The 26,370-nt window shown below is 58.8% G+C and carries 18 protein-coding genes and 1 pseudogene; 15 read left to right on the top strand and 4 right to left on the bottom strand.

What is annotated here, in order from left to right; genetic code table 11:
* Positions 1–63 precede the first annotated feature (63 nt).
* From ACX3YD_RS15380 to ACX3YD_RS15360, 5 genes are all read left to right on the top strand, one after another.
* Complete coding sequence (locus tag ACX3YD_RS15380; RefSeq protein ID WP_458960469.1) at positions 64–1,320, top strand: TolC family protein; 1,257 nt, start codon at positions 64–66, stop codon at positions 1,318–1,320.
* A complete protein-coding gene (locus ACX3YD_RS15375; protein WP_454838582.1) occupies positions 1,317–2,801 on the top strand; it encodes an efflux RND transporter periplasmic adaptor subunit in 1,485 nt (494 codons plus the stop codon). The genes ACX3YD_RS15380 and ACX3YD_RS15375 overlap by 4 nt, the downstream gene beginning before the upstream one ends.
* A complete protein-coding gene (locus ACX3YD_RS15370) occupies positions 2,798–5,956 on the top strand; it encodes an efflux RND transporter permease subunit (RefSeq protein WP_454838583.1) in 3,159 nt (1,052 codons plus the stop codon). The genes ACX3YD_RS15375 and ACX3YD_RS15370 overlap by 4 nt, the downstream gene beginning before the upstream one ends.
* Positions 5,953–6,303 carry a copper-binding protein gene (locus ACX3YD_RS15365; RefSeq protein ID WP_454838584.1) on the top strand — a complete coding sequence of 117 codons (351 nt, stop codon included), beginning with the start codon at positions 5,953–5,955 and terminating at the stop codon, positions 6,301–6,303. Before ACX3YD_RS15370 ends, ACX3YD_RS15365 begins: the two co-directional genes overlap by 4 nt.
* Positions 6,304–6,790: 487 nt before the next feature.
* Positions 6,791–7,429: an antitoxin Xre/MbcA/ParS toxin-binding domain-containing protein gene (locus ACX3YD_RS15360; RefSeq protein ID WP_454838585.1), complete on the top strand. Its 639-nt coding sequence runs from the start codon at positions 6,791–6,793 to the stop codon at positions 7,427–7,429.
* A 633-nt stretch (positions 7,430–8,062) separates the two neighbouring features.
* Here the strand turns inward: ACX3YD_RS15360 and ACX3YD_RS15355 are convergent.
* A complete protein-coding gene (locus ACX3YD_RS15355; protein WP_371919880.1) occupies positions 8,063–8,788 on the bottom strand; it encodes a methyl-accepting chemotaxis protein in 726 nt (241 codons plus the stop codon).
* 132 nt (positions 8,789–8,920) lie between these two features.
* A pseudogene (locus tag ACX3YD_RS15350) lies at positions 8,921–9,088 on the bottom strand (HAMP domain-containing protein); the annotation flags it as partial.
* Between the two features lie 973 nt (positions 9,089–10,061).
* On the opposite strand from ACX3YD_RS15350, the gene ACX3YD_RS15345 reads away from it, so the two are divergent.
* From ACX3YD_RS15345 to ACX3YD_RS15325, 5 genes are all read left to right on the top strand, one after another.
* Complete coding sequence (locus ACX3YD_RS15345; RefSeq protein WP_458960468.1) at positions 10,062–10,964, top strand: LysR family transcriptional regulator; 903 nt, start codon at positions 10,062–10,064, stop codon at positions 10,962–10,964.
* A 127-nt stretch (positions 10,965–11,091) separates the two neighbouring features.
* Complete coding sequence (locus tag ACX3YD_RS15340) at positions 11,092–11,718, top strand: glutathione S-transferase family protein (protein WP_047535364.1); 627 nt, start codon at positions 11,092–11,094, stop codon at positions 11,716–11,718.
* A gap of 63 nt (positions 11,719–11,781) precedes the next feature.
* Positions 11,782–13,812, top strand: a complete 2,031-nt coding sequence (locus tag ACX3YD_RS15335) for a 2Fe-2S iron-sulfur cluster-binding protein (RefSeq protein ID WP_458960467.1) — start codon at positions 11,782–11,784, stop codon at positions 13,810–13,812.
* A 110-nt stretch (positions 13,813–13,922) separates the two neighbouring features.
* Complete coding sequence (locus ACX3YD_RS15330) at positions 13,923–15,119, top strand: DUF3142 domain-containing protein (RefSeq protein ID WP_458960466.1); 1,197 nt, start codon at positions 13,923–13,925, stop codon at positions 15,117–15,119.
* A complete protein-coding gene (locus ACX3YD_RS15325) occupies positions 15,106–17,226 on the top strand; it encodes a hypothetical protein (RefSeq protein ID WP_458960465.1) in 2,121 nt (706 codons plus the stop codon). The genes ACX3YD_RS15330 and ACX3YD_RS15325 overlap by 14 nt, the downstream gene beginning before the upstream one ends.
* Here the strand turns inward: ACX3YD_RS15325 and ACX3YD_RS15320 are convergent, their stop codons facing one another.
* Positions 17,227–17,856 carry a LysE family translocator gene (locus ACX3YD_RS15320; protein ID WP_458960464.1) on the bottom strand — a complete coding sequence of 210 codons (630 nt, stop codon included), beginning with the start codon at positions 17,854–17,856 and terminating at the stop codon, positions 17,227–17,229.
* Positions 17,857–18,001: 145 nt separating this feature from the next.
* Between ACX3YD_RS15320 and ACX3YD_RS15315 the strand changes: the two genes are divergently transcribed.
* A complete protein-coding gene (locus ACX3YD_RS15315) occupies positions 18,002–18,475 on the top strand; it encodes an Lrp/AsnC family transcriptional regulator (protein WP_103402998.1) in 474 nt (157 codons plus the stop codon).
* Between the two features lie 109 nt (positions 18,476–18,584).
* Here the strand turns inward: ACX3YD_RS15315 and lpdA are convergent, their stop codons facing one another.
* The gene (gene lpdA, locus ACX3YD_RS15310; RefSeq protein ID WP_458960463.1) at positions 18,585–19,985 is read right to left on the bottom strand and encodes a dihydrolipoyl dehydrogenase; all 1,401 of its coding nucleotides are present in this window, start codon (positions 19,983–19,985) and stop codon (positions 18,585–18,587) included.
* A gap of 219 nt (positions 19,986–20,204) precedes the next feature.
* Here lpdA and hflK (ACX3YD_RS15305) point away from each other — a divergent pair, with 219 nt between their 5' ends.
* The 4 genes from hflK (ACX3YD_RS15305) to ACX3YD_RS15290 are packed head-to-tail and all read left to right on the top strand — an operon-like array spanning position 20,205 to position 26,165.
* The gene (gene hflK / locus ACX3YD_RS15305; RefSeq protein WP_458960462.1) at positions 20,205–22,166 is read left to right on the top strand and encodes a protease modulator HflK; all 1,962 of its coding nucleotides are present in this window, start codon (positions 20,205–20,207) and stop codon (positions 22,164–22,166) included.
* Positions 22,163–23,206, top strand: coding sequence for a protease modulator HflC (hflC, locus tag ACX3YD_RS15300; RefSeq protein WP_047535344.1), 1,044 nt, complete (start codon positions 22,163–22,165; stop codon positions 23,204–23,206). Before hflK (ACX3YD_RS15305) ends, hflC begins: the two co-directional genes overlap by 4 nt.
* On the top strand, positions 23,203–24,261 hold the full coding sequence (hflK, locus tag ACX3YD_RS15295; protein ID WP_103402995.1) for a protease modulator HflK: 1,059 nt from the start codon (positions 23,203–23,205) through the stop codon (positions 24,259–24,261). The genes hflC and hflK (ACX3YD_RS15295) overlap by 4 nt, the downstream gene beginning before the upstream one ends.
* Positions 24,258–26,165, top strand: coding sequence for a cation-translocating P-type ATPase (locus ACX3YD_RS15290; protein WP_103402994.1), 1,908 nt, complete (start codon positions 24,258–24,260; stop codon positions 26,163–26,165). The genes hflK (ACX3YD_RS15295) and ACX3YD_RS15290 overlap by 4 nt, the downstream gene beginning before the upstream one ends.
* Positions 26,166–26,370: the final 205 nt, after the last annotated feature.

The raw sequence follows: 26,370 nt of genomic DNA, 5'->3' as shown, positions 1-26,370 counted from the left end.
GGCTGGACTAGCTGCGCGCATGCCTTTTGCCGCGCGCAGTGGATGATCACAGGAATCATAAACATGAACTCCAAGTGCTATTGCACAGGTTGGTCCCTCGTGGCCGGTCTGGTGGCAAGCGTGCTGGCATTGCCGAGCTTCGCTGCCGCATTGACACTCGATGAAGCGTTGCGGCTGGCCGAAAACAATGCGCCGTCGCTGACCGCACAAGACGCCAAAATTCAGGCTGCCAGCAGCGCGGCTATTCCAGCCGGTGAGCTACCTGACCCCAAACTGCTGCTAGGTGTGCAGAACTACCCCATTGGCGGTCCGGATCGCTGGAGCATCGATCAGGACTTCATGACTATGCAAATGGTCGGGGTCAGGCAAGAAATGCCCAACAGCGACAAGCGCAAAGCGCGCGTCGAGGTCGCCGATGCGGCCATTGATCGCGCCGCTGCGGAGCGTCGAGTCGAACGTCTGAAGGTACGCCAGTCCACGGCGTTGGCCTGGATCAGTAGCTACTCGGTTGAGCGCAAAGTTGCACTGTTCCAGGACTTCTACAAAGAAAACCGCCTGTTGACCGATACCGTCCGGGCCCAGATTGCCGGTAGCCGCGCTCAACCCGCCGATGCGGTGACACCCAAGCAGGAAGCAGCTCAACTGGCGGAGCAACAGGACAATCTGATTCTCCAGAGAGCGCAGGCCCGAGCAGCCCTCAAACGCTGGATTGGCTCCGCCGCCAACGACAAGCCTGTGGGTAGCCTGCCTGAATGGCCTGTCGAAACCTCAAGCTACTCCCATAAACTGCAACACCATCCCGAGTTGGCCGCGTTTGCGCCGATGACCCGTGAAGCGCAAGCCAAACTTAATGAAGCGGTGTCGGAGAAGCTGTCGGACTGGAGCTGGGAACTGGATTACCAGCGCCGTGGCCGTGAGTTCGGCGATATGGTCAGCGTGCAATTTTCCTGGGACCTGCCGCTGTTTCCTGACTCGCGCCAAAACCCCAAAATTGCAGCCAAACAGGCTGAACTCAGTCAGCTTGAGGCCGAGCGCGAAGCCCTGTCTCGCGAGCACACCCAGCAACTGGAAAACGAACTGGCTGACTATGAACGCTTGAATCGTGCTGTGCGCCGCAACCAGGAAAGCCTGTTGCCGCTGGCCAAGGAAAAGGTCGAGCTCAGCATGGCCAGTTATCGTTCCGGCAAAGGCATTTTAAGCGCCGTTGTTGCCGCCCGACGTGAACTCATCGAGGCCCGCCTCAAACAGATCGACGTGGAAGAGCAGCGAGCGCTGACCAGTGCGCGTCTGTATTTTGCTTATGGGGAGTCCAGCCAATGATCCTTAGAAAATGGAACTGGGCATTACTGGTAGGTATCTCGCTGGCATTGGGCGTTGCCGGTGGCTACTGGTTCGCTCATCAGCGCATGAGCGGAGTACCAGCTACCGCTCCAGATCAGAGTCTCAATTCACCGGATGAACGCAAGGCTCTGTATTGGTACGACCCCATGTACCCGCAGCAAAAGTTCGATAAGCCGGGGAAATCCCCCTTCATGGACATGCAACTGGTTCCCCAATACGCCAGTGGCGCAGGGGACCGTGCGGCCGTCAGTATCGATCCAGGTCTGACCCAGAATCTAGGTCTGCGTTTTGCGACTGTCACTCGTGGGATCTTTGAGTCGAGCCTCGATGTGACAGGTGCCTTGACGTTTAACGAACGTGATGTCGCTGTGATTCAGGCACGCACCACTGGCTTTGTGGAGCGGGTCTATGCGCATGCTCCCGGCGATGTACTCAAAGCCAACGCGGCGCTGGCGGATATCCTGGTGCCTGAGTGGGCCGCTGCCCAGACAGAGTTTCTTGCCCTGAAGCGCAACGGGGATGCAGACCTGTTGGCTGCGGCTCGCCAGCGACTACGACTCACAGGGATGCCGGCAACACTGATTACTCAGGTAGAGCGTGGCGGTAAGGTTCAGCCCTACCTGATGCTCACCAGCCCCATTGCCGGTGTGCTGCAAGAATTGAACGTACGTGCGGGCATGACCGTGGCGACTGGCGATACGTTGGCACGCGTAAATGGCTTGAGCAGTGTCTGGCTAGCCGTGGCCGTTCCAGAATCGGATGCCGGATCGATCACCGTGGGGCAGGCGGTCAAAGCGCGTCTGCCAGCCTTCCCAGGGACAACGCTCAATGGCAAGGTCAGCGCGATTTTGCCCGAGACCAATCCGGACAGCCGCACCCTTCGTGTGCGGGTGGAACTACCCAATCCGGACGGGCGCCTCAGGCCGGGTTTGACGGCGCAGGTACGCCTGAACCGCTCGACCGGGCAAAGTGTGTTGTGGGTGCCGAGCGAAGCCGTCATACGCACGGGCCGACGTGCTCTGGTGATGCTCGCCGAAGACGCCGGCCGCTACCGTCCCGTGGCGGTGCAACTCGGGCAGGAAAGTGATGGCAAGACAGCGATATTGAAAGGTCTGGAAGAAGGCCAGAAAGTGGTTACCTCTGGCCAGTTCCTGCTCGACTCGGAGGCCAGTCTTAAGGGCATCGTTGCAAGCTCGGAGGAAGAGTCACCACCCAGCGCAGCAGCCTCCAGCTTTCATGAGGCGGATGGGCAGATCGTTGAGATCAACGACAAAGAAGTCACGCTCGCCCATGGTCCTTTCAAGACGCTGGGCATGCCTGGTATGACGATGACGTTCCCACTCGCCAACCCGGCGCTGATGCAGGGCTTCAAAACGGGTGACAAGGTTCGGGTTGCGGTGAGTCAGACCGACGATGGCCTGCGTGTTGAGCGCCTGGAAAAATCGGGGAGCCAGCCATGATCGCTGCCCTGATTCGTTGGTCAGTGGCCAACCGATTCCTGGTGCTACTGGCGACGCTGTTTGTCACGGCTTGGGGCATTTGGTCGGTGCAGAGCACGCCCATCGATGCGCTGCCAGATCTCTCGGATGTTCAGGTGATCATCCGCACCCCTTTTCCGGGACAAGCGCCGCAGATTGTCGAGAACCAGGTGACCTATCCGTTGGCCACCACCATGCTCTCGGTGCCGGGAGCCAAGACGGTGCGTGGCTATTCCTTCTTCGGTGACAGCTTCGTTTACGTGCTGTTCGAAGACGGCACTGACTTGTACTGGGCTCGCTCGCGGGTGTTGGAGTATCTGAGCCAAATACAAAGTCGGTTGCCGGCCAGCGCCAAACCGGCGTTGGGACCGGATGCAACGGGAGTGGGCTGGATCTATCAGTACGCACTGGTGGATCGCAGTGGCGGGCACGATCTGGCGCAGCTACGCACACTTCAGGACTGGTTCCTCAAGTTCGAACTCAAGACCCTGCCCAACGTTGCAGAAGTAGCCACCGTGGGGGGCATGGTCAAGCAGTACCAGGTGCAGCTTGATCCGCTCAAACTGGCCAGCCTCGGTATTACTCAGGCTGAGGTGACCGAAGCCATCGGCAAGGCCAACCAGGAAACCGGTGGCGCGGTGCTGGAGATGGCAGAGACCGAGTTTATCGTGCGTGCTTCCGGTTACCTGAAGACGCTCAATGACTTCCGTGCGATCCCGCTCAAGTTGGCTTCGGGAGGAGTGCCGGTGACCCTTGGCGATGTAGCCACGATTCAGTTGGGACCGGAAATGCGGCGTGGCATTACTGAACTCGACGGCGAAGGCGAGACCGTCGGCGGCGTGGTGATATTGCGCAGCGGCAAGAATGCGCGCGAGACCATTGCAGCGGTCAAGACCAAGCTCGACGAACTGAAAAGCAGTCTGCCGGCCGGGGTGGAAATCGTCACCACCTACGACCGTAGCAAGCTGATCGACCGCGCCGTGGAAAATCTCAGCCACAAGCTAATCGAAGAGTTCATCGTTGTCGCGTTGGTGTGTGGGATCTTCCTCTGGCACCTGCGCTCATCCCTGGTGGCTATCATTTCGCTGCCGGTGGGGGTGCTGATTGCCTTCATCGTCATGCGCTACCAGGGCATCAACGCCAACATCATGTCCTTGGGCGGGATAGCCATCGCCATCGGCGCCATGGTCGATGCTGCCGTGGTGATGATCGAGAACGCGCACAAGAAGATTGAGGCTTGGCACGTGGCCAATCCGGGGGAAGAACTGAAGGGTGAGCGTCATTGGCATGTAATGACCGAAGCGGCCGCAGAGGTAGGCCCGGCGCTGTTCTTCTGTTTGTTGATCATCACTCTGTCGTTCATTCCGGTGTTCACCCTGGAAGCTCAAGAGGGGCGTTTGTTTGGCCCGTTGGCTTTCACCAAAACCTACGCCATGGCCGCAGCGGCGGGATTGTCAGTGACCTTGGTGCCGGTGCTGATGGGCTACTGGATTCGAGGACGAATTCCCAGTGAACATCAGAACCCGTTGAACCGGTGGTTGATTCGGATCTATCAGCCAGCCCTGGACGCAGTCTTGCGTCGACCAAAGATCACGCTGCTGGTGGCGCTGTTGGTTTTTGTCAGTGCGCTATGGCCAATGTCTCGCTTGGGTGGCGAGTTTCTCCCCCCGTTAGACGAGGGCGACCTGCTCTATATGCCTTCAGCTCTGCCGGGATTGTCGGCGCAGAAAGCGGCACAACTGCTGCAACAGACCGACCGTCTGATCAAGACCGTGCCTGAAGTCGAACACGTCTTCGGTAAAGCGGGGCGCGCTGAAACCGCCACCGACCCGGCACCGCTGGAAATGTTCGAGACCACCATCCAGTTCAAACCACATGAGCAATGGCGTCCAGGCATGACCCAGGAAAAGTTGGTGGAAGAACTGGATCGAGTGGTACGAGTCCCTGGGCTGACGAATATCTGGATACCACCGATTCGCAACCGTATCGACATGCTGGCCACGGGGATCAAGAGTCCCATCGGAGTGAAAGTTGCCGGCACCAACCTGACGGAGATCGATGCCGCGACTCAGGCGGTCGAGCGAGTGGCCAAGGGGGTACCCGGTGTCAGTTCGGCTCTGGCCGAGCGACTGACCGGTGGCCGTTATATCGATGTGGATATTGACCGTAAGGCGGCTGCTCGCTACGGACTGAATATCGCCGATGTGCAGTCCATCGTGGCCGGCGCTATCGGCGGTGAAAACGTCGGCGAAACCATTGAAGGGCTCGCACGCTTCCCGATCAACGTGCGTTACCCACGGGAGTGGCGTGACTCGCTCGGTGCCTTGGAGCAACTGCCGATCTATACCCCGCTAGGTAGCCAGATCACCCTCGGCACAGTGGCGAAGGTCAACGTCACGGACGGTCCACCGATGCTCAAGAGCGAGAACGCACGACCCTCTGGTTGGGTTTACATCGACGTGCGTGGCCGGGACATTGCCTCGGTAGTCGCCGATCTACGCAGGGTGGTCAACGAGCAGGTCAAATTGCAGCCCGGTATGAGCCTGAGCTACTCGGGACAGTTCGAGTTTCTCGAAAGGGCCAACGCACGACTCAAACTGGTGGTGCCTGCCACGCTGTTGATCATCTTCGTGCTGCTCTACCTGACTTTTTCCCGCTTCGATGAGGCCCTGCTGATCATGGCCACACTGCCATTCGCTCTCACGGGCGGGGCATGGTTCCTCTATCTATTGGGATTCAATTTGTCAGTCGCCACCGGGGTCGGCTTTATCGCCTTGGCCGGTGTTTCCGCCGAGTTTGGCGTGATCATGCTGCTCTACCTGAAGAACGCCTGGGCCGAACGTGAAGACCTCGGCGACAGCACTGAGCGCGGTCTGGTTGCGGCGATTCGTGAAGGCGCCGTGCAGCGTGTTCGACCCAAGGCCATGACCGTGGCCGTCATCATTGCCGGCTTGTTACCCATCTTGCTGGGCAGCGGAACCGGCAGCGAGGTGATGAGCCGAATTGCTGCACCCATGGTCGGCGGCATGGTCACGGCACCCTTGCTTTCCCTGTTTGTCATTCCGGCGGCCTATCGCCTGATGCGTCGCCGCCGCCTCTCAGTTGAACCCATCAACCCTCAAGGAAAAGTCGTATGAAACTGACCCTGATTGCAGTTGCCAGCACCGTAGTAGCGTTGTCTTTTTCTGCCCTGGCAGAGGACATGCCGGGCATGAAAATGGACGGAATGGAGGGCATGCAGATGAAGCAGGAAACAACGCAGGCTCCAGTCGCCACCGCCGACGGAACGATCAAGGCTATCGATACTGTGAAGCATACGGTGACCATCTCTCACGGCGCTGTTCCAGCTGTGCAATGGCCGCCGATGACCATGGCCTTTTCCGTTACGGAAGATCAACTGACAGGGCTGTCGATCGGAGACCGCGTATCGTTTTCCTTTACGCTAGAGGGTGGCAAAGCCACTATTGTGTCTATTAAAAAGTGAAACAGCAGTAGTGAAGTTGGTCGGCACGCTTTGTCGTGCCGGTCATTATCACTAAATCCGCAGGTCAGAAAAAACGGTACACCTGTGATGTACTTGACTGGCTGCTTAGCCGATTACGGCCTTTCGTCTACAGCGGTTTTGAATCGCTAGCAGTCGAGGTTCGGACTAGGTTGATGGTGACTCCAGCCAATGGAAAGTCACCAACTCGCGTTACGACTGATTTCCTTCCATTCGGCGAGTCTCTATCTGACTATACCGATGGCTGTCGCAGACCCATTACCGTCCGATGTAGCACTCGAAAGTGAAAACGGCAGGCGTGCAGTCGAGCTTTCGCTGGCATCTTTGCCGATGCGCCGGAGGGCGCAGCCGCTCGTCGCAATAACTAGCAAGAATTGCCTCTATGCACGGTTATCCAATGACGAGATCAGCTCTGCGCGCGAGCATAATGACGTGTCTTCTCTAATGACGAAATGAGAGCCGGACGATCATGAGTGAAAGCGAGCGTTGGATAGTCAAATGCCAGAATACTGAAGACGGTAGCGGCGATGTCATCGTTGATTTACCTCCAGAATTGCTTGTCAAAATGGGGGTAGGTGTTGGGGACGATCTGACGATTACGGTAGTGAATGGCACAATAGTGCTGAAGCCTACGCATGGCACAACATCAGTGCAGCCCGTGTTTGCTGGAGTCCTGCGTGATGATGCTTATCATGCCTACCGCATCCGGCTGGAGGCGTCTCTAAATATCCCCTCAAACGCCTCTGATCAGGACATTCACGACATGATCGTAGCTGGCTTCTCGGCCAGCATGATCATGTCGCTTTGCGACGTTGGAACCATAAGTCCGGAAGAACGCGACAGAATCATTCCACCCAAAACACTCAAAACAAAATTGGCCAGCAATCAGCTCTTAACGGTGGATGAGAGCGATCGACTGTTCCGCTTTGCACACATTACCGCCATGGCCGAGGTGATCTTCGGGGATGCGGGAAAGGCCAAACAATGGCTTTCCAAACCCAAATCCCGTTTTTCGGGCCAAAGTCCAACTGCAATGCTGACTACAACCCACGGCACACATCGGGTCGAAGAAATGCTGATTCAGGTAGCTGAGGGCATGTCATTTTGATCCAACGGCAGCTAAGTAGAACCATCACACGCGGGTACGCGACCGCAACTATTCATTCAGCTAGCGTGCTCCGTTAAGCCGCTTACCCCCCGAATTCAATGAGCCGCTGGTGTCAAAATATTTTGTTCGGCACCAGTCTCGACTTTAAATTGGCTCCTGCGGGTAGTGTCAATCTATGTTGTTATAAACTCATCCCGTCATTCGAATATCACCATGGGTTGTGTCAAGTTATGTTGTCATCTGGGGAGCGCTGAAGGTTCTATAAATGACTGATTTTATTGATGTTCGTGTGTCAAACTATGTTGTTGGGCACCATCCTTGGCTTTAGAGAATAGAAACTGTCGCGGGAGCTGGAGGGGTTATCCTCCAGGCTCCCGCTGTTGCTTCAGGCCCGGATCCACACCTATCTTCCCGACACATCTCCCTATCCAGCCGTTAGATGCTGCCGCGAAAACAAAGTAGTGAATCTCTGCGCTCCTCTGTAGAGCGGAATTTCCTGAAAAAAGTGCTATTGCGTAAAACAACAATGAACTAACAGAAGGGAAGGTCTGATTTTCGATTAAGCAGCTGTTTTTGAATTTCAGACACGAGGTCGCTAAAACGGCTGCTGACTTCAGACCTCCTTGGCATTACCTAAAGTTTGAACTGACGCACAATCTGCAACAACCGCTCAGCGTCTCCACCGCTCGCCCGGCCACGGCTGAGGGTGCTCTGCGCAAGTACAACGGTGGTGTTCGCGACTACCGAAACACTACTGATCCGGCGATTGATTTCATCGGTAACCATGGCCTGCTCTTTGGCAGCCTCAGCAATGTGCAGGCTCATATCGGACACTGAAGACACCAGTGCACTTATTCGCTGTAATGCTTCGCCAGCGCTAAGCGCCTGCTGCACTCCACGTTCAGCAAAGTCACGACTGTCGTCCATCACTTTAACCGCATGCTGTGAAGCATTTTGCAGCCGTTCGATCATATCGTTGATTTCTTGCGTAGATTTTTGCGTACGACTAGCCAACGTGCGGACTTCATCTGCCACTACCGCAAAACCACGACCTTGCTCACCGGCGCGAGCAGCTTCGATGGCGGCGTTAAGCGCCAGCAAGTTGGTTTGTTCGGCGATGGTGCGAATCACCTCCAGCACCCCACCGATTTCACGTGAATGGCCTTCCAGATCAGCGATCACTTGGGCAGCTTGACCCACTTCTTCTGCCAAGGAGCGAATATCAACGATGGTTTTATCGACGACGGCAATCGCCTCTTTTGCCTGTGTAGAGGCGTCACGCGTTTGAACAGAGCTGGCTTCGGCGTTGCTGGCCACCCCCTGCACGTTGGTAGCCATTTGATTGGCCGCCGCCGCCACTTGTTCAACTTCAATTTGCAAATCCGTAGCACTTTGCTGAGAGGCACCGGCATCACTTAGCAATTGTTCGGCCGATTGCTCTAGCCCCTTCGAAACATCCGCAACGGTCGAGATTTTGCTACGCAAGCCGCCTAAAAATGTATTGAATAGCCCAACAACCTGACCTATTTCATCATCTCGCTTTGACTGGATGCTGCGGGTAAGGTCGCCGCTCCCGTCATTTAATGCGCTCAGTGACCTGCTCAGTTGCTGCATCGGCGGTAGCACTCGACTAGCAATCAGCCACAACACCCCGAGCATAATTAAAAGTACGGTTCCCCATGCGACGAGGCTGGTGACCTGGATTTTTGTGCGCGCGGCTTCACTGTCATCCAACTGCTGACGATACAACTTGTCCAATGGCTGACTAAAAGCAGCAAACTCGGAAATAACTTTCGCCGAACGCTGGTCAAAATCTTCCATAACTTTATCGCCGTCAGCTTTGTTACTGGCATAGGCCTGTACCATTAGCTTGCCGGTGCTGTTGAGTTGGTCCAGTGGCGTGCGCAGGGCCTGAAGTCGGCTGGAAAGACTTGGAACGATTTTCTCTATCTCCTCCAAAAGCTGTAGCGAAGCTGCGTAATGCTGCTGCGCTTCCTCCATCGGCTCATGGTCTTGAGTAAGGCTTGCATCGGTATAGAACTGTTGAATTTGCGCGCTCTCGTAGCGCAATTTTTGAGTCGACTCAAGAGCGTTTCCCAGTCGCTCGATTTCGGATCCAATGGCATCTAGGACGTTAAATTGGGTTTGCATCAATGTAGTTAAACCCATTGCTATAACGATCAAACCAGCAGCACAGAAAGCCATCAAACGAGAAATACTGAATATCATAAGGTAGTCCGGTAAAAGGGAACGTAGATCAAAAAAATCGTGTGTTTTTAACGATTAACAGTAGAAACCACCGATTTTTCAAAGTCCTGTCTTGTTTGGTTGAAAGTAACTGATTTTTTGAGCAACAGATTTCCATTTTACTCTCTACGCACCACTACTTTACGGATTCAATAGTCGTAGTGGGGGTGGGGAAGCTCCAGGCAACTTGCTGCAATCGCGCGGCAAGTGGAAAATGTCATGGCGTTCGGCGCTATATCTGGCGAAACATCCGGGGCGCTCCCCCAAGATATGAGTTGGCCAATGTTCTCGGGGCTCGTTGTGACAAACTATGTTGTAAGCCACCACCCTCTGAAAAATCGCAGCCAATGGTTGCGATTTTTTTATCCGAATCCAGGACATGCTCATGGACCGCTTCCAGGAAATGCAAGTCTTCGCCGCAGTCGCACAAGATCAAGGGTTTTCGGCGGCCGCGCGGCGTCTGGGCATGTCGGCAGCCAGTGTCACGCGCGCGGTGGCGGCGTTGGAGAAGCGTATTGGTACGCAGCTGCTGACGCGCACGACACGCAGCGTTCATCTGAGTGAGGCGGGCCAGCGTTATCTTGAAGATTGTCGGAGAATTCTCGCCGAGTTGCAGGAAGCCGAGGACTCGGCGGCGGGCAGTCACGCCCAACCCCGTGGGCAACTGACGATTACCGCACCGGTATTGTTTGGTGAGCTGTTTGTCACGCCATTGATGGTGAATTTTCTGACGCAATTTCCCGATGTCACGATCAATGCGTTGTTGGTGGATCGTATGGTCAGCGTGGTGGAGGAGGGCATCGATGTGGCCGTGCGAATCGGTGAGCTGCCCGACAGCAATCAGCATGCAATTCGGGTGGGGGAGGTGCGACGGGTTATTTGTGCGTCGCCACGGTTTCTTGCCACTTTCGGACGGCCAAATCACCCGCAAGACCTGGCCCAGGCACCGGTTATTGCGACGTCCTCGATCGGACAGTTAAGAAACTGGCCATTCCTCGTGGACGGCGACCCGCTGAGTGTCCGGCCTGAACCGCGGCTGGTGGTCACGGCGAATCAGGCGGCCATCGCCGCTGCCAGCCTCGGTCTGGGATTCACACGAGTCCTGTCTTATCAGGTTGCGGGCAAAATAGCGGCTGGGGAGCTGGAAATCATCCTGGCCGACTTCGAAATGCCGCCATTGCCCATCCATGTGGTCTACCAGGGCGGACGTAACGCCCCGGCGCGGGTTCGCAGTTTTGTCGATTTTACGGTGAAGGCACTCCGGGAACATCCGGCCTTGCGCCGCTGATGCATTATTGCTGCAGATGAAATAATGGATTCCACTTGCTGGTTATTCTGTTGCTTTCGGGACTGGTAGAAGATGGCTGCCATCGGTGCTGATCTTCCGAAGCGCCACTTACCCTGCGGAGTCGACCATGCAAGCCATCAAACTCTACAACTTTCCCCGTTCCGGCCACGCTCACCGTGTGGAGCTGATGCTTTCGCTGCTGCAATTACCCACCGAGTTGATCTTCGTTGACCTGGCCAAGGGCGAACACAAGCAGCCGCAATACCTGGCACTCAACGCTTTCGGACAGGTGCCTGTACTGGATGACCAAGGCGTGGTGCTGGCGGATTCCAACGCGATCCTGGTTTATCTGGCACAGAAATACGGCAAGGGTCGTTGGCTGCCAACCGATCCGGTCGGTGCCGCCAAGGTACAGCGTTGGTTGTCGGTGGCTGCCGGGCCGATTGCCTTTGGTCCAGCCAGGGCCAGGTTGATCACAGTGTTTGGTGCACCTTACAACGCTGAAGAAACGATCGCTTATGCTCATACCGTGCTGAAGGTCATCGATCACGAACTGGCCAACACGCCTTGGCTGGCGGGCGGCGAGCCGACCATTGCTGACGTCGCGGCCTACAGCTACATCGCCCATGCACCTGAAGGCAATGTCTCGCTGGACGACTACGCCAACATCCGCGCCTGGCTGGCACGGGTCGAAGCCTTGCCAGGATTTGTCGGCATGCCGCGCACCGTCGCCGGCCTGCAAAAAACCGCCTGATGCTTGTGGCCCGACGCTGTCGGGCCGTTCACGCTGCGCCGAGGGTGCAGGGGAGTAGCCGTAATGGACCGTTCACCGTGGCATGCTGGCGAAAAACAGATGCAGGCTCGTGTCGGCGTCGCCGAGCGAATGGAGGTGTTGGGGCGTCGGGTGATTCGCAGCGAGATGCCAGACCAGCACCGCACGTTCTATCGGCAACTGCCGTTCATGCTTTACGGCGCGGTGGATGCCGAGGGCAACCCGTGGGCCAGCGTGCTTGAAGGTGAGCCAGGCTTCGCCCATTCACCTGAACCAGGGCTGTTGCAATTCAGCAGTCTGCCGACTGCCGATGATCCGGCGCAATTGACTGACGGCGCTGCGATTGGCCTGCTGGGGATCGAACTTCACACCCGGCGTCGCAACCGTATCAATGGTCGTGTCGGTGCCATGTCGGCGAGCGGCTTTAGCGTGACGGTGCAGCAGTCCTACGGTAATTGCCCGCAATACATCCAACTGCGCCAGTTTCGTTCGGTGCCGCTGGAAGATCCGGCAACGCGACGCGCGCAGCATGACAGCGAGCTGGATGATGCGGCCAGCGCGATGATTGCCGAGGCAGATACCTTCTTTGTCGCCAGCTATGTGGACGTCGAGGGTGAGCGTTCGGTGGATGTCTCCCATCGCGGCGGTCAGTCCGGTTTCGTACAGGTTGAAGGTAATCGCCTGACCATCCCGGATTTCGCCGGCAATCTTTTTTTCAACACGCTGGGTAATCTTCTGGCCAATCCCAAGGCCGGTTTGTTGTTCATCGATTTCAACTCAGGTGACCTGCTGCAACTCAGCGGGCGCACCGAAATCATTCTTGAGGGCCCACAGGTCGAAGCCTTTCAAGGCGCCGAACGTTTATGGACGTTCCACGTGGAACATGTGGTGCGTCGGCCGGGAGCTTTGGCGTTGCGCTGGCGTTTCGACGGCGTCTCTCCCACCAGTTTGCTGACCGGCACTTGGGCGCAGGCCAAGGCTCGTCTGCAAGCGCAGGCCCTGGGCGATAGCTGGCGGCCGCTGCGGGTGGTGCGGATTGAACCGGAAAGCCACAACATTCGCTCGATCTATCTGGAACCCGCCGACGGTGCCGGGTTGCCGTTGTTCCACGCCGGGCAGCATCTGCCTTTGCGGTTCAACATTGATGGCGAGGTGCATATCCGTACGTACAGCCTGTCGAGCGCACCGTCGGACGACTTTTTCCGCATCAGCGTCAAACGTGATGGACGTGTGTCTTCACACCTGCACGAACAGATCCAGGTCGGCGATCTGCTGGAGGCGCGTGCGCCTCAAGGGCATTTCACCGTGGCCCCTCATGAGCGCCGTCCGCTGGTGTTGATGGCCGCTGGCGTCGGCATTACGCCGCTTTTGTCGATGCTTCGAGAGGTGGTTTATCAAGGTTTGCGCACCCGCCGCATTCGGCCGACCCTGTTCCTGCAGAGTTCGCGTACGTTGGGTGATCAAGTGTTTCGTCGTGAACTGGACCGCTTGCTTGGTGACGCTGGGGATGCCGTCAGGGTGGTGCGGCTGCTGAGTCAGCCAGAGCCTTCGGCGCGGGAAGGTGAAGATTTCGACCTGACCGGACGGATTGACGTCGCACTACTCAAGGATCTGCTTGAGGCCGATGACTACGATCAGCTGGATTTCGTTCTGTGTGGCCCTGGAAGTTTTACCCAAGCGATGTACGACGGACTACGCGAGCTGGACATCCGCGACGTAAGGATTCACGCCGAAACCTTCGGGCCCTCCACATTGCGTAGACAGCCAGACCCCGACGCCGTGGTTATCGAACAGCCGCCAGCCGCTACCACCTCGGTGCCGGTGGTGTTCCAGCGCTCCGCCAAAGAGGCGCGCTGGCAACCCGATGGCGGCAGTCTTCTGGAGCTGGCAGAGAGTCGCGGGTTGCGACCGGAATTCAGTTGCCGAGGGGGTTCCTGCGGGACCTGCAAGACTCGCCTGATCAGTGGCTTGGTGCATTATCCACAGCCGCCCGCCGAAGTGCCGGAGGAGGGACAGGTGCTGATTTGTTGTGCGATTCCGGCTCAGGGCGAGCAGCCTTTGGTGCTGGATATCTGAAGGATCGTCACATGCCATCATTGCCCGTGGGTCGATGGCTCAGTAGGGTAGAGCGCAGAACGAAAGGGCCGTCACTGGCCCTTTCTGCATTTTCAGGGATAGGCGCTTTCATGGTTTTTCTGACTCGCTGGATCCTCCTGCTGACGTCGCTCGCCCTGTTCAGTGGTTGCGAACGGCAGGACGCTCCGCCACTCGATCAGCAGCTCTACGTCTGGCAACGACAATGGACATCCGACCACGACGTCGCACTGAGGGACAGCCGCACAGACTTTTCCACTTTACGGGTGCTGGCGCTACAAGCCTTTCCCCAGGCTGGCTGGAGTCGTGCACGAGTTGATCCTGCATTGCTCAAGCGAGACGGGCGGCCACTGATTGCGGTGATTCGCCTTGATGGTCAGCTCAAGTCATTGGATCAGGATGAGGTGACGACACAGATTCAACAGGTGATCAGCGATTGGCAGGCGCTGGGACTGAGCCTCTGCGGTGTGGAAATCGACCACGACGCCGGTAACGCTCGGCTACCGGCCTACCGCGAATTTCTTCAGCGGCTGCGCGCCCATCTGCCGGCCTCATTACCCCTGAGCATTACCGCGTTACCGGCGTGGCTCGACAGTCGCGAATTGCCTGCGTTGTTATCCACAGTCGATAGCAGCGTGCTGCAAGTGCATGCCGTCGGCGACCCGCGTCGTGGGTTGTTCGATCCGGTCCAGGCCCGGCAGTGGGCGAACGCCTGGAGCCGTATCACTTCGAAACCCTTCTATTTGGCTTTGCCGGCCTACGGCGTCGCGTTGTTGCCTGGTGGCGGCGGTGTGCCGATCGTGGAAAGTGAGATACGCATCGAACGTGAGGGCAAGCGCCAGGAGTTGCTGGCCGATCCCCAGCAACTCAGTCGGCTCAGCGCCGAGTTGCGCGCCGATCCACCGGCGCATCTGGCCGGACTGATCTGGTTTCGCCTGCCACTGGCCAACGACCGTCGAGCCTGGAGCCTGACGACCTTGCGCGCGGTGGTGCGCGGTGATGCCTTGAGCAGTCGGTTGGCGCTGAAACTCTCCGCTCAGGAAGGCCTCTATGACATCGGCATCAGTAACGAGGGCAACCTCGACAGCGCCTGGCCCGAACGTGTGACATTGGCGGCGCGAGGGTGTGAGGGGGCTGATGCGCTGGCCGGTTATGCGTTGCAACAAGGCCCGGATCTGCTTACCTTCACCCGCCTGCATGAAGGTCGAATAGCGGCTGGCGGACAGCGGGCCATGGGGTGGGCACGCTGCGCACATATTGATCAAGGAGGTTCGAATGTTTACCCGTAATTGGCCCCGCCATCTGCTTTGCCTGAGTCTCAGCCTGCCGCTGGGTTCGGCGTTGGCATGCGGGCCGGATTTCCCCATGCGCCTGCTGGACAACCGTGGCCAGTCGCTGGCGGAACTGCCTGAGGGTAACTTCAATTTCGAGGTCAATCGCCTCGGGCATGCCATTGCCGGGCTGAAACACGTCACCCAAGCCGTCAACAGCATGGAAGCAACCGACTATGCAGAACAGCGCAGTCAGGCCGAGCAGGCAGGTTTGACGGCCGAGCAGCAGGCGCTGGTGCAACAGTTGCGTGGTTTGACCGATGCCCGGCGGGTTGAGGTTGAGGGTGAAAGTCTGCCGGCCGAGCTCAAGTTCTATCTGGCCGGTGCCGTGGCATTTGCTGGCGGTGACCATGGTCTGGCGGCGGAATATTTTCAGAAAGTACTGGCGCTGCCGGCCGATCAACGGCTGCTACGCAGCACCTGGGCCGCTTACTCGTTGGGACGGGCGTTGTTTGCCATGAGCTCGGAAGCGGGCGCCGGTCCCGATGTGCTGGCGCAGTCGCGCCAGGCGTTCGAACAAACTCGGCAACTGAGCATCGATGGCTTCAGCGATCCGCTGGAGCTGGGTGTGGCCAGTCTGGGTGAACAGGCCCGCGTTGCCCGGACGGAGGGCGACTGGAACAGCGCCATCGAGCTGTATGCCACGCAAAACCTCCAGGGGTCGGCGGTCGGCTACACCTCGCTGAAGCTGTTGATGGCTGATCTGTCAGCGATGCCGGACGATCAACTGGCCGAACTGCTCAAGGGCAAACCGGTGCAGCAACTGATCACGGCGTCCTTGATCAGTCGACTGGGTTGGTCGTTCGGTGATCAGCCGGCCAATGAACAGAAATTGATCAAACTTTTGCAGAGCAGCACGCGGGGCACACTCGATAACGCGGATCGCCTGGCGGCGGTCAATTATCAACAGGGTGACTACGCCAGTGCCAAGGCCTTCCTCGAACACGCCGGTGATGGTGGCCTGGCTTGGTGGCTGCGGGCCAAACTGGCGGTGCGCGAGGGTGATAAAAGCGCCGCGGCTGCCGCTTATGCGAAGGCCGCCCAGGCTTTCCCGCAGAATGAATCCTGGGGTGAGCGCAGAACGCCGGACTACGACTACGAAACGCTCCAGCCCAAGTGTCGGGTCGATGGCGAAAGCGCGATTCTGGCCTTGCAGCGCGGGGATTATCTGCAGGCGTTTGATCAGCTTTATCGAAGCAACGACATTTACTGGTTCGATGCGGCAACAGTTGCCGAGCGTGTGCTGACCGTCGATGAGCTCAAACATTACGTCGACACTCAGGTGCCGGCGCCACCACCCCTGACTCAGCAGGATCGCGATAACTATGTGCCGCTGCCGGTGGCCGCCAAGCTGCGCAACTTGCTCGGGCGGCGCTTGTTGCGTGAAGCACGTTACGACGAGGCACCGGCCTACTTCGACAGCCTGGATTTGCAGAAAAAGGCAACGTGGTATGGGCAGTTGCGCCACGACGCTGAATCAAAATGGTGGCCGAGCAAGCGTGCGTTTGCCTACTTCCACGCTGCAACGCTGGCCCGATTCAATGGAATGGAACTCCTGGGTTACGAGATGGCTCCGGACTACGCCACACTGGCTGGCAATTACAGTCTCGAAAGCAACGAACTCAAAGTCGGTCCATGGGTGGCTGAAGAGGAAATCGTTCGCCAGCGAGCCAGCGCTGCCCAACCCGATCAGCGTTACCACTACCGTTATGTCGCGAATGCATTGGCCAGCCGTGCCGCTGATTATTTGCCTCATACCAGTCAGGCTTTTGCGGCTGTGCTGTGTGAGGCGACGGGGTGGAACACCGGTCCGGATGAAAAACGCGCTTTCTATCAGCGCTATGTCAAAGAGGGGCCTTATGTGGATTGGGCAGTGTTTTTCGGCGAACGCTGCCCTTATCCGGATTTCCAGAATGCTGATAAGCGTTATGTGACCCAAGCGGTGGCGCCCATCCGTGCAGCCCTTCGACCCTACAAAAAGTGGCTGGAGATGGGGGGTGTCGTGGTGTTAACAGCGATAGCCCTGCTGCTGGTCAACCGTCATAAGCGCAAGAAACGAGCTTAATTACGCCTGCTGAACAAAGGTCAGCCGCACGGCGAAACCAATCAGCAGGCTGCCGAACAGCCACTGCTGCAGGCGTTGGGCGGATGGACTGCGTTGCAGCCATCGGCCAAGCGCCGCACCGAGCAGCGCATAAGCACTGTCGAACAGCAAACCGACGGCCACCAACACCACGCCCAAGGTCGCGAATTGTACGAGCACCGGGCCGGCGTGTGGATTGATGAACTGTGGCAACAGCACAGAGCAGAACAACAACGCCTTGGGGTTGAACAGGTTCGTCAGCAAACCGCGCTGGATCGCCTGCGCCCAGTGCGGTTTCCCGGTGGTTTGATGGGCGCCATTGAGGTTCGGCAACAGGGTCGTGCGCAGGCACTGAACACCGATCCACAACAGGTACGCGGCGCCGGCCAGACGCACCACGTCGAAGGTCCAGGGCGCCGCCTTGAACAGCGCCGCCAAACCCAATGCCGCCAGCGCCACATGGCAGGCTCGGGCGATGGCCAGGCCCACCGCCGTGGCCAGCGCCGCGCCTTTGCCCTGGCGAGCACCGGTCTGCAACAGCAGGATCATGTCGGGGCCGGGCAATAAATACACCACCGCCAATGCCATGAAAAACAGCCAGAGCCCCGCCATGTCGCACCCCATTCGTTGTCGATTCGGTAGGGCCAGTCTAGGGCGCAAGGGCGGGGCAGGTGGTTGCGTAGTTCGCTTCTAAAACGGCCAGCCTTGGCATAATCTGCCAGGCTATGACCTCTGTGCTATCGGGATCTGCCAAACCATGAAACTGGATGCCTACGACCGCAAGATTCTTGCCGCGCTGCAACGGGACGGTCGCTTGAGTAATGTGCAGCTGGCTGACGAAATCGGACTGTCTGCGTCACCCTGTCTACGGCGGGTGCGGATGCTTGAAGAGGCCGGGGTGATTCGTGGCTACCAGGCCAATCTGGGCCGTGATGAAGTCGGGCTTGGCTTGACCGTGTTTGTTGGGGTCAAGGTCGAGCGCCACAACGACGAGCAGGCAGAAGCCTTCCGCCTGTCAGTGACGGCGTTGCCCGAAGTGATTTCGGCGTTTCTGGTGTCAGGAGAGTCGGATTTTCTTTTACAGGTGGTGGTGCCGGATTTGCGCGCCTATGACCGTTTTCTCACGGGATGCTTGTTGAAATTGCCGGGCGTGAGCGATATCCGCAGCAACTTTGCCATTCACACGGTGAAGACGCCGGGGGCGTTGCCCTTGGGGCATTTGCCGCTTTAGCTCAGGCGATCTTTTCGCGAGCGGGCTCGCTCCCACAGATGAACGCATTTCAAGTGGGAGCGAGCCTGTTCGCGAAAGCGATGGACTCGCCACAGAAAAATCAGGCGCCTTACATCTGCGTCGCCATCCCCTCCACATTCATCGCGGCCTGGCGCAACGCCTCGGAGCGTGTCGGGTGTGGGTGGCAGGTCAGGGCGATGTCTTCGGCGGACGCGCTGAACTCCATGGCCACGCAATACTCGCCAATCATTTCACTGACGCTCGGGCCCACCAGATGCACGCCGAGGATTTCGTCCGTGCGCTCATCGGCCAGCACTTTGGCAAAGCCTTCGGTTTCGTGATTGATCTTCGCCCGGCTGTTGGCGGTAAAGGGGAATTTGCCGACTTTGAATGCGCGACCTTCGGCCTTCAGTTGTTCTTCGGTCTTGCCGACGCTGGCCAGTTCGGGTTTGGTATAGATCACGTTGGGGATCAAGTCGTAATTGACCTCGCCGGCCTTGCCAACGATCTGCTCGACGCAGGCCATGGCTTCGTCTTCGGCCTTGTGCGCGAGCATCGGGCCGGAGGTGACATCACCAATCACCCAGATGCCAGCGGCTTCCGTGCGGTGGCCCTTGTTGGCGAGCATGCCGCGTTTGTCAGTGGCGAGGCCGACGTTTTCCAGCCCCAGGCCCTGTGTGTAAGGTCGGCGTCCGATGGCCACCAGTACGTAATCGGCTTCAATCGACTCTGCGGTGCCACCTGCGGCGGGCTCGACGCTGAGTTGGACGCCGGTGGCGGATGGGGTGGCGCGGGTCACTTTTGAACTCAACTTGAAGCTGATCCCTTGTTTGCTCAATGAGCGCTGCAGGGTTTTGCCCGCTTCGCCGTCCACGCCCGGGCAGATCCGGTCCAGGTATTCGACCACGGTCACCTGAGCTCCCAAACGCCGCCAGACCGAACCCAGCTCCAGGCCAATCACCCCAGCGCCGATCACCACCAGGTGTTTCGGGACTTCGGTCAGTGACAGTGCGCCGGTTGAATCGAGGATGCGTTGGTTATCGATCTCCACGCCGGGCAGGGGAGTGGGTTCGGAACCGGTGGCGATAATGATGTCTTTGGCGCTCAGTTCGGTCTTGCCACCGGCACTGTCCGTTACCGTGACTTTGCCCGGCCCGTCGATATGGCCCCATCCCTTGATCCAGTCGACCTTGTTTTTGCGAAAGAGGAACTCGATGCCTTTGGTCAGCCCGGTCACGCTTTCGTCTTTCTGTTTCATCATTTGAGCCAGATTGAGCGTGGGTTTGACCTCAATCCCCAGGTTGGCGAATTCCGCGCCCATCGCCGCGTCGTAAAGTTCGGAGGCATGCAGCAAGGCTTTGGATGGCATGCAGCCGACGTTCAGGCAGGTGCCGCCCAGCGTGGCGCGTCCTTCTACGCACGCGGCTTTCAAACCCAGTTGGCCCGCGCGGATCGCTGCGTTGTAGCCACCGGGGCCACCGCCAAGTATCACAACGTCATAACTGCTCATGGATTACTCCTGGAATGAAAGCGATTGGGGGAAGGGGTAAACGTAGTCTTTGATAAAAAATTACGATCATAATATGAGCGTTTAAGTGCATTTCGGTCAAGGCTTCAGGCTAGCGACAGGTTGAGCCTTTTTAGATAGCGCACATATGTACGGAAATTTCACTGGTTGCGTTATATCGTAACTAAATGTGACGTTGGCCAATGTAAACACTGGGGTGGTATGCAAGTCGATCTCGATGAGGAAGGAGCGCAGGCAGCCGGATTGCCGCGCTTTCAGCAGGCCGTTTTTCAAGGGCGACGATTGCGTCTGCTCACCATCGGTCTGGGTGTGCTCGCGGCGATGGGTCTGGTGTCTGGTTTTTTTGTCGGGCTGTTTGCGCCGCAGTCCCTTTGGCCTGCCCTGTTGTTCAATCAGAGCGCTGCGTTGTTGGTGCTGGTTGCAGGCTTGCAATCCGCCGGGTGGGTGACGCAATGGCGCGCGCGGGCAATGAGTCCGCTGGCGCCGTTGATGGTCGCCCCGGCAGAGGCAGAAGCCCCGGCGGGCGGGTACGAGCAGCTTCGTGAGCGGATCCGTCAGCGATGGCTGAATCTGCTCGGGCAAATCGGTGCGCCAACACTGTGGTTGGGTGGTTGGGCGCTGCTGGCATTACTCAGCGTCGAGCAAGCCTGGAACCTTGATTTACCGCCCGCCGCTTTGGGCTTGTCGGCCACTGTCGGTGCTGCCATGGCGCTGTTGCTGGGCTTTGGCTTGCTGGTTCTTGAGCGTCAGCTGACGCAGGAAGGCAGCGCCCAATGGCCAGAAGCCGGCACGTTGGCACAGTTGATCCGGGTGGCAATCATCAGCCTGATACTCGGTGCGTCATGCCTGTTGTTTGGCAATGAAACCTCGGTCTGGCCGGTGCGTCTGGCTGTACTGATCGGCCTGTTGCCGGGACTCGTTGCATCCGAATTGTTGTTGCGTGCCGTGTTGTCATTGTTCAGCCCTCGTCGAGATCGACTCGAACCTGCTTTACTGGCGCGCAGTTTTATCGCCGACATGCTGCGCTGGCCGCCACAACCCTTGCTGGCCCTGCAGCACGAATTGCACAACCGCTTCGGCATCGACCTGCGACAGATCTGGGCCTTCACTTACATGCGTCGGGCGTTTTTGCCGGTGCTGGGCGTTGTCGCTCTTGTCGGATGGTCGCTGACCGGTATTCATGAAATACCGTTGCAAGGGCGGGGGATCTACGAGCGCTTTGGCCAACCAGTGGCGGTATTCGGTCCTGGATTACAGGCAGGTTTACCCTGGCCGTTGGGCAGGGTGGTGAGTGTCGAAAACGGAGTGGTTCATGAATTGGCCACCAGCGTGGGTGAAAAATCAGCCCCCGTGCAGGCCGACCCCGCCGAAGGCCCGGCGCCGATAACGGCCAACCGGTTGTGGGACGCCAGCCATGTGAATGACAAATCCCAGGTGATTGCCAGCAGCCGTGCCGACAAACAGAGCTTCCAGATCGTCAACATGGACGTCCGATTTGTCTATCGCATCGGTTTGGATGATAAAGCTGCGCTGGCGGCGACTTATAACAGCGCGGACGTGCCGACCCTGATCCGCAGCACCGCCAGCCGCATTCTGGTCCACGACTTCGCCTCGCGAACCCTTGACGGTTTACTCGGTGAGGACCGGGTCGGGCTCGCCGAAGAGATTGGTCGGGCCGTGCAGGCCGACCTGCAGAAGCTCGACAGTGGCGTTGAAATTCTCGCCACGGTGGTCGAGGCGATCCATCCACCGGCAGGGGCGGCCAATGCTTATCACGGCGTTCAAGCGGCGCAGATCGGCGCGCAGGCCCTGATCGCCCGTGAACGCGGCGCCGCCGCCGAAGCCACCAACCAGGCCCTGTTGCAGGCCAGCATGGCCCGCGATCAAGCCACGGCGAGTGCCGAGGAAATCAATGCGACGGCCAAGGCTGCCGACCTGAAATTTGCCGCCGAGAAAAAGGCTTATGCCAGTGCGGGCCAGGCCTTCGTGCTTGAGCAGTACCTCAGTCAACTTTCGCAGGGCCTGGCCAATGCCAGGTTGCTGGTCCTCGATCATCGCCTGGGCGGCAGCAGCAATGCGCCGACCATCGACCTCCGTACGTTCACGTTGCCGGCTGACCCTGCGCCGTCGCGTCCATCCGCTCAGCCAGGAGCCGCCCATTGAGCCAGTCGCATACCCACGATCATGATGACCACAGTGGCCACGATCACGGCCATGGCGGGCATCACCACCACGGTCATCACCATCATCACCACGGCGATCCACAAGAGGCCGGCCCTTTCCCTTGGCGACGCATGGGGTGGGCCGCGTTGCTGGTGGCGGTTGCGGTGGCGGCCGCGAGCCTGGTGCAAGTGCGCTCGGGTGAAGCGACGGTGATTACCCGTTTCGGTAATCCGTCGCGGGTCTTGCTTGAACCCGGTCTGGGGTGGCGTTGGCCGGCGCCGTTCGAAGCGGCGATCCCGGTTGATTTGCGGTTGCGCACCACGTCCAGCGGTTTGCAGGATGTCGGCACGCGCGACGGTTTGCGCATCATCATCCAGGCGTACGTGGCCTGGCAGGTGCAGGGTGACCCTGACAATGTGCAGCGCTTTATGCGTGCTGTGCAAAATCAGCCGGACGAAGCGGCGCGACAAATCCGCACCTTTGTCGGCTCGGCACTGGAGACCACGGCCAGTAGTTTCGATCTCGCCAATCTGGTGAACACCGACGCCAGCCAAGTTCACATCGCTGATTTCGAAGCGCAACTGCGTAAGCAAATCGATCAGCAGTTGCTGACCACCTATGGCGTGCGGGTACTGCAAGTGGGTATCGAACGCCTGACCTTGCCTTCAGTGACGCTGACGGCGACGGTTGATCGTATGCGCGCCGAGCGTGAAACCATCGCCACCGAACGCACGGCTATCGGCAAGCGCGAAGCGGCACAAATCCGCTCCGCGGCGGAACGTGATGCGCGGATCGTCCAGGCCGATGCGACGGTGAAAGCGGCGGACATCGAGGCGCAATCCCGGGTCGAGGCCGCGCAGATTTATGGCCGCGCGTATGCCGGTTCACCACAGCTCTACAACCTGCTGCGCTCGCTCGATACCTTGGGCACTGTAGTCACGCCGGGTACGAAACTGATTCTGCGCACTGATGCCGCGCCTTTCCGGGTGTTGGTTGATGGCCCGCCAACCCTCGATAACAAGTCCGGATCGCAGCCATGAGTTGGGTTCCACGTGGAACAAATGAGTTGAGCAGCCCCTGGATACAGGCCGGGCGCCTGGCATTTCTCGCGCTTTACGCGGTAACGGTCTTGGCTGCTTTGGCGTGGGCGTTCTCCAACGTGCGGCAAATAGACCCACAAAATCGTGCGGTGGTGTTGCACTTCGGTGCCCTGGATCGCATCCAGAATGCTGGTTTGCTATTGGCCTGGCCGCGACCGTTCGAGCAGGTGATTTTGCTACCGGCGGCGGACCGGGTGATCGAGCGTCGCGTGGAAAACTTGCTGCGCACCGACTCCGCCTTGCAGGCCGATCGCGTGGCCAGTTTCGCAACGCCGATCAGCGATGCGCTGGCAGGTTCCGGTTACCTGCTGACGGGGGATGCCGGTGTGGTGCAACTGGATGTTCGGGTGTTCTACAAGGTTACTGAGCCATATGCCTTCGTGCTTCAAGGCGAACATGTACTCCCGGCACTGGACCGAATGGTGACCCGTAGCGCGGTGGCACTGACCGCCGCACGTGACCTGGACACCATTCTGGTCGCCCGACCGGAACTGATCGGTGCCGATAATCAGGCAGCCGAAAGACGTGAGCGCCTGCGAGGTGATCTGGTGCAAGGCATCAATCAACGCTTGGCTCAATTGGCGGCGACGGGGCAGGGACTGGGGATCGAGGTGTCGCGGGTTGATGTGCAATCGAGTCTGCCAGACCCTGCGGTCACCGCCTTCAACGCGGTGTTGACGGCCAGCCAACAAGCCGACAAAGCCGTGGCCAACGCGCGCACGGAAGCGGAGAAGCTGACCCAGACTGCCAACGAACAAGCCGACCGCACACTGCAGGTCGCCCACGCTCAGGCCAGCGAACGGCTGGCGAAGGCCTCTGCGGATACGGCCACGGTGTTGAGCCTGACCCAGGCGCAACAACAGGGCACCGACCCGCAAATGTTGCTGCGTATCTACCGCGAGCGGATACCGAAGATTCTTGGCCAGGCTGGCTCGGTCACCACGGTTGATCCGAAAGACGATACCCGCCTGATCATTCAGGGAGCTGCACAATGACCGCTCAAACTGCTGCGCCGAGCATGTTGTCCTCGGCAGAACAACGCAGCGCTGCCCGTCAGTTGACGCTGGCCATGCTTGCACTCGGCTTGCTCGCGCTGGGCCTCTTGTGGCGCTGGTGGGCGCCGGATCAGATCGGTGTCAGCCAATTGCTCCTGGGTTTTGCTTCCGTACTGGTGGCCGTGCCGGTCATGCGGTCGGCCTGGTACAGCCTGCGGTATCCGAGTTTGCACGGGATTACCGATCAACTGATCGCCCTGGCCATGCTGGGGGCCTGGGCGACAGGCGATCTGCTGACGGCGGCGTTGTTGCCGATCATCATGATCTTCGGCCACGTGTTGGAAGAGCGCAGCGTCATTGGCTCGCAAGAAGCCATTCACGCCCTCGGCAAACTGACTCGCAGCCATGCACGCAAGGTCCAGGCGGATGGCTCCATCGTCGAGGTGGACAACGGTACGCTCAAGGCTGGCGATCGGGTGGAAGTTCGCGCCGGTGACCGGGTGCCGGCGGACGGTCGGGTGTTGTCCGGTCAGGCGAGTCTGGACACCGCGTCCATTACCGGCGAATCGGTGCCGATGGAGGCCGGCGTCGGCATGCCGGTGTTCGGTGGCGCGATTAATCTCGATGGCCTGCTGCGCATCGAAGTCACCCGAACCGGCCGCGAATCGACCCTCGGCAAAGTCATCGCACTGATGCAAAACGCCGAACGTTCCAAGCCGCCGATCACCCGGTTGCTGGAGCGTTACGCCGCAAGCTACATGGTGCTGGTATTGCTACTGGCCGCCGTGACCTGGTTCATCACCAACGATGCTCAAGCCATGCTTGCGGTGCTGGTGGCGGCTTGTCCTTGTGCGCTGGTGTTGTCCGCGCCAGCGACTGCGATTGCCGGGGTGGCGGTGGCGGCGCGGCACGGCATTCTGATTCGCAGCTCGGCGTTTCTTGAAGAGCTGGCAGACCTGACGTCGCTGGTGGTCGACAAGACCGGAACCCTGACCTTCGGCACCTTGCGCCTGCAAGCCATCGACAGCCCGCTGGAGGACCGCAGCCACGTCCTGAAACTCGCCGCCAGCCTCGGTTCCGCCAGCAGTCACCCGGTCAGTCGGGCGCTGGCCGGGCTGGTGACGCAGGATCATTTTTTGCTGTTGTCGAACATTCACGAGCGTCAGGGCTTGGGCGTGGTGGCCATGACGGAGCAAGGCGAAGCCGCATTGGGGCGACCGGAGTTGTTCGCTCAATTGGGCATCGCCACCTCAGATGTTCCAGACCACGACGGTCCGATTGCCGGGCTGGCGCTAAACGGTGAATTCCTTGCCTGGTTGTTGTTGGCCGACAGCGTTAAACCGGAAGCGAAATATGCCTTGAACGAGTTACGCGAGCTTGGATTGGGTCGGCAGCTGTTGCTGACCGGCGACCGACAAAGTGTCGCGCACTCGCTCGCTCGGGACGTTGGCATCAATGACGTCGAAGCGCAGGCCTTGCCCGAGGACAAGTTGAACCGCGTGCTCAAGGAGATCGGCAGCGGTTTCCGGCCGATGGTGGTGGGGGATGGAATCAACGATTCGCTGGCGCTCAAGGCGGGTGTGGTCGGTGTTGCAATGGGCGCGGGCGGGGCGGATATCGCCTTGGCGTCGGCTGATGTCGTGCTGATCGGCAGCGACTTGCGCCGCCTCGGTACGTGCGTGCGCTTGAGTCGGCAATGCCGACAGACGTTGCAGGTCAATGTGATCATCGGCCTGGGGTGGACCCTGGCGATTGTGGCCTTTGCCGCGTTCGGCTGGCTCGGTGCGGCGGGCGCGATGATTGCGGCGGTCTTGCATAACCTCAGTACATTGTTGGTATTGGGTAACGCAGGGCGGCTGCTGCGCTTTCAAGAACCGCTGCTCAAGTTAAAGGATGAGGACTGAGTGCAATTCGGCAGCGGCTCTAGCGCGCGGGATGCCCGGTTGAAAGATTTCAGAACTGTGTGCGCCGTTCGCAGTCATTTAAGGTGAGGGCACGGCATTTTGTGTATTGGCGGCAAGCGGGCGTTTTGCCGCGAATTATAGAAATTGGCTATTAGTTCGATAGCCAGCTATTTTTCCAAGATGGTCTACCCTCTGATCAGACGTC

Source organism: Pseudomonas fluorescens group sp. PF-1, from assembly GCF_054481335.1.
This window is presented reverse-complemented; position numbering and strand designations above follow the sequence as displayed.

Coding starts and splice junctions, on each gene's coding strand:
- ACX3YD_RS15380 (WP_458960469.1), top strand. CDS start 64: ATGAACTCCAAGTGCTATTGCACAGGTTGGTCCCTCGTGGCCGGTCTG.
- ACX3YD_RS15375 (WP_454838582.1), top strand. CDS start 1,317: ATGATCCTTAGAAAATGGAACTGGGCATTACTGGTAGGTATCTCGCTG.
- ACX3YD_RS15370 (WP_454838583.1), top strand. CDS start 2,798: ATGATCGCTGCCCTGATTCGTTGGTCAGTGGCCAACCGATTCCTGGTG.
- ACX3YD_RS15365 (WP_454838584.1), top strand. CDS start 5,953: ATGAAACTGACCCTGATTGCAGTTGCCAGCACCGTAGTAGCGTTGTCT.
- ACX3YD_RS15360 (WP_454838585.1), top strand. CDS start 6,791: ATGAGTGAAAGCGAGCGTTGGATAGTCAAATGCCAGAATACTGAAGAC.
- ACX3YD_RS15345 (WP_458960468.1), top strand. CDS start 10,062: ATGGACCGCTTCCAGGAAATGCAAGTCTTCGCCGCAGTCGCACAAGAT.
- ACX3YD_RS15340 (WP_047535364.1), top strand. CDS start 11,092: ATGCAAGCCATCAAACTCTACAACTTTCCCCGTTCCGGCCACGCTCAC.
- ACX3YD_RS15335 (WP_458960467.1), top strand. CDS start 11,782: ATGGACCGTTCACCGTGGCATGCTGGCGAAAAACAGATGCAGGCTCGT.
- ACX3YD_RS15330 (WP_458960466.1), top strand. CDS start 13,923: ATGGTTTTTCTGACTCGCTGGATCCTCCTGCTGACGTCGCTCGCCCTG.
- ACX3YD_RS15325 (WP_458960465.1), top strand. CDS start 15,106: ATGTTTACCCGTAATTGGCCCCGCCATCTGCTTTGCCTGAGTCTCAGC.
- ACX3YD_RS15320 (WP_458960464.1), bottom strand. CDS start 17,856: ATGGCGGGGCTCTGGCTGTTTTTCATGGCATTGGCGGTGGTGTATTTA.
- ACX3YD_RS15315 (WP_103402998.1), top strand. CDS start 18,002: ATGAAACTGGATGCCTACGACCGCAAGATTCTTGCCGCGCTGCAACGG.
- lpdA (WP_458960463.1), bottom strand. CDS start 19,985: ATGAGCAGTTATGACGTTGTGATACTTGGCGGTGGCCCCGGTGGCTAC.
- hflK (WP_458960462.1), top strand. CDS start 20,205: ATGCAAGTCGATCTCGATGAGGAAGGAGCGCAGGCAGCCGGATTGCCG.
- hflK (WP_103402995.1), top strand. CDS start 23,203: ATGAGTTGGGTTCCACGTGGAACAAATGAGTTGAGCAGCCCCTGGATA.
- ACX3YD_RS15290 (WP_103402994.1), top strand. CDS start 24,258: ATGACCGCTCAAACTGCTGCGCCGAGCATGTTGTCCTCGGCAGAACAA.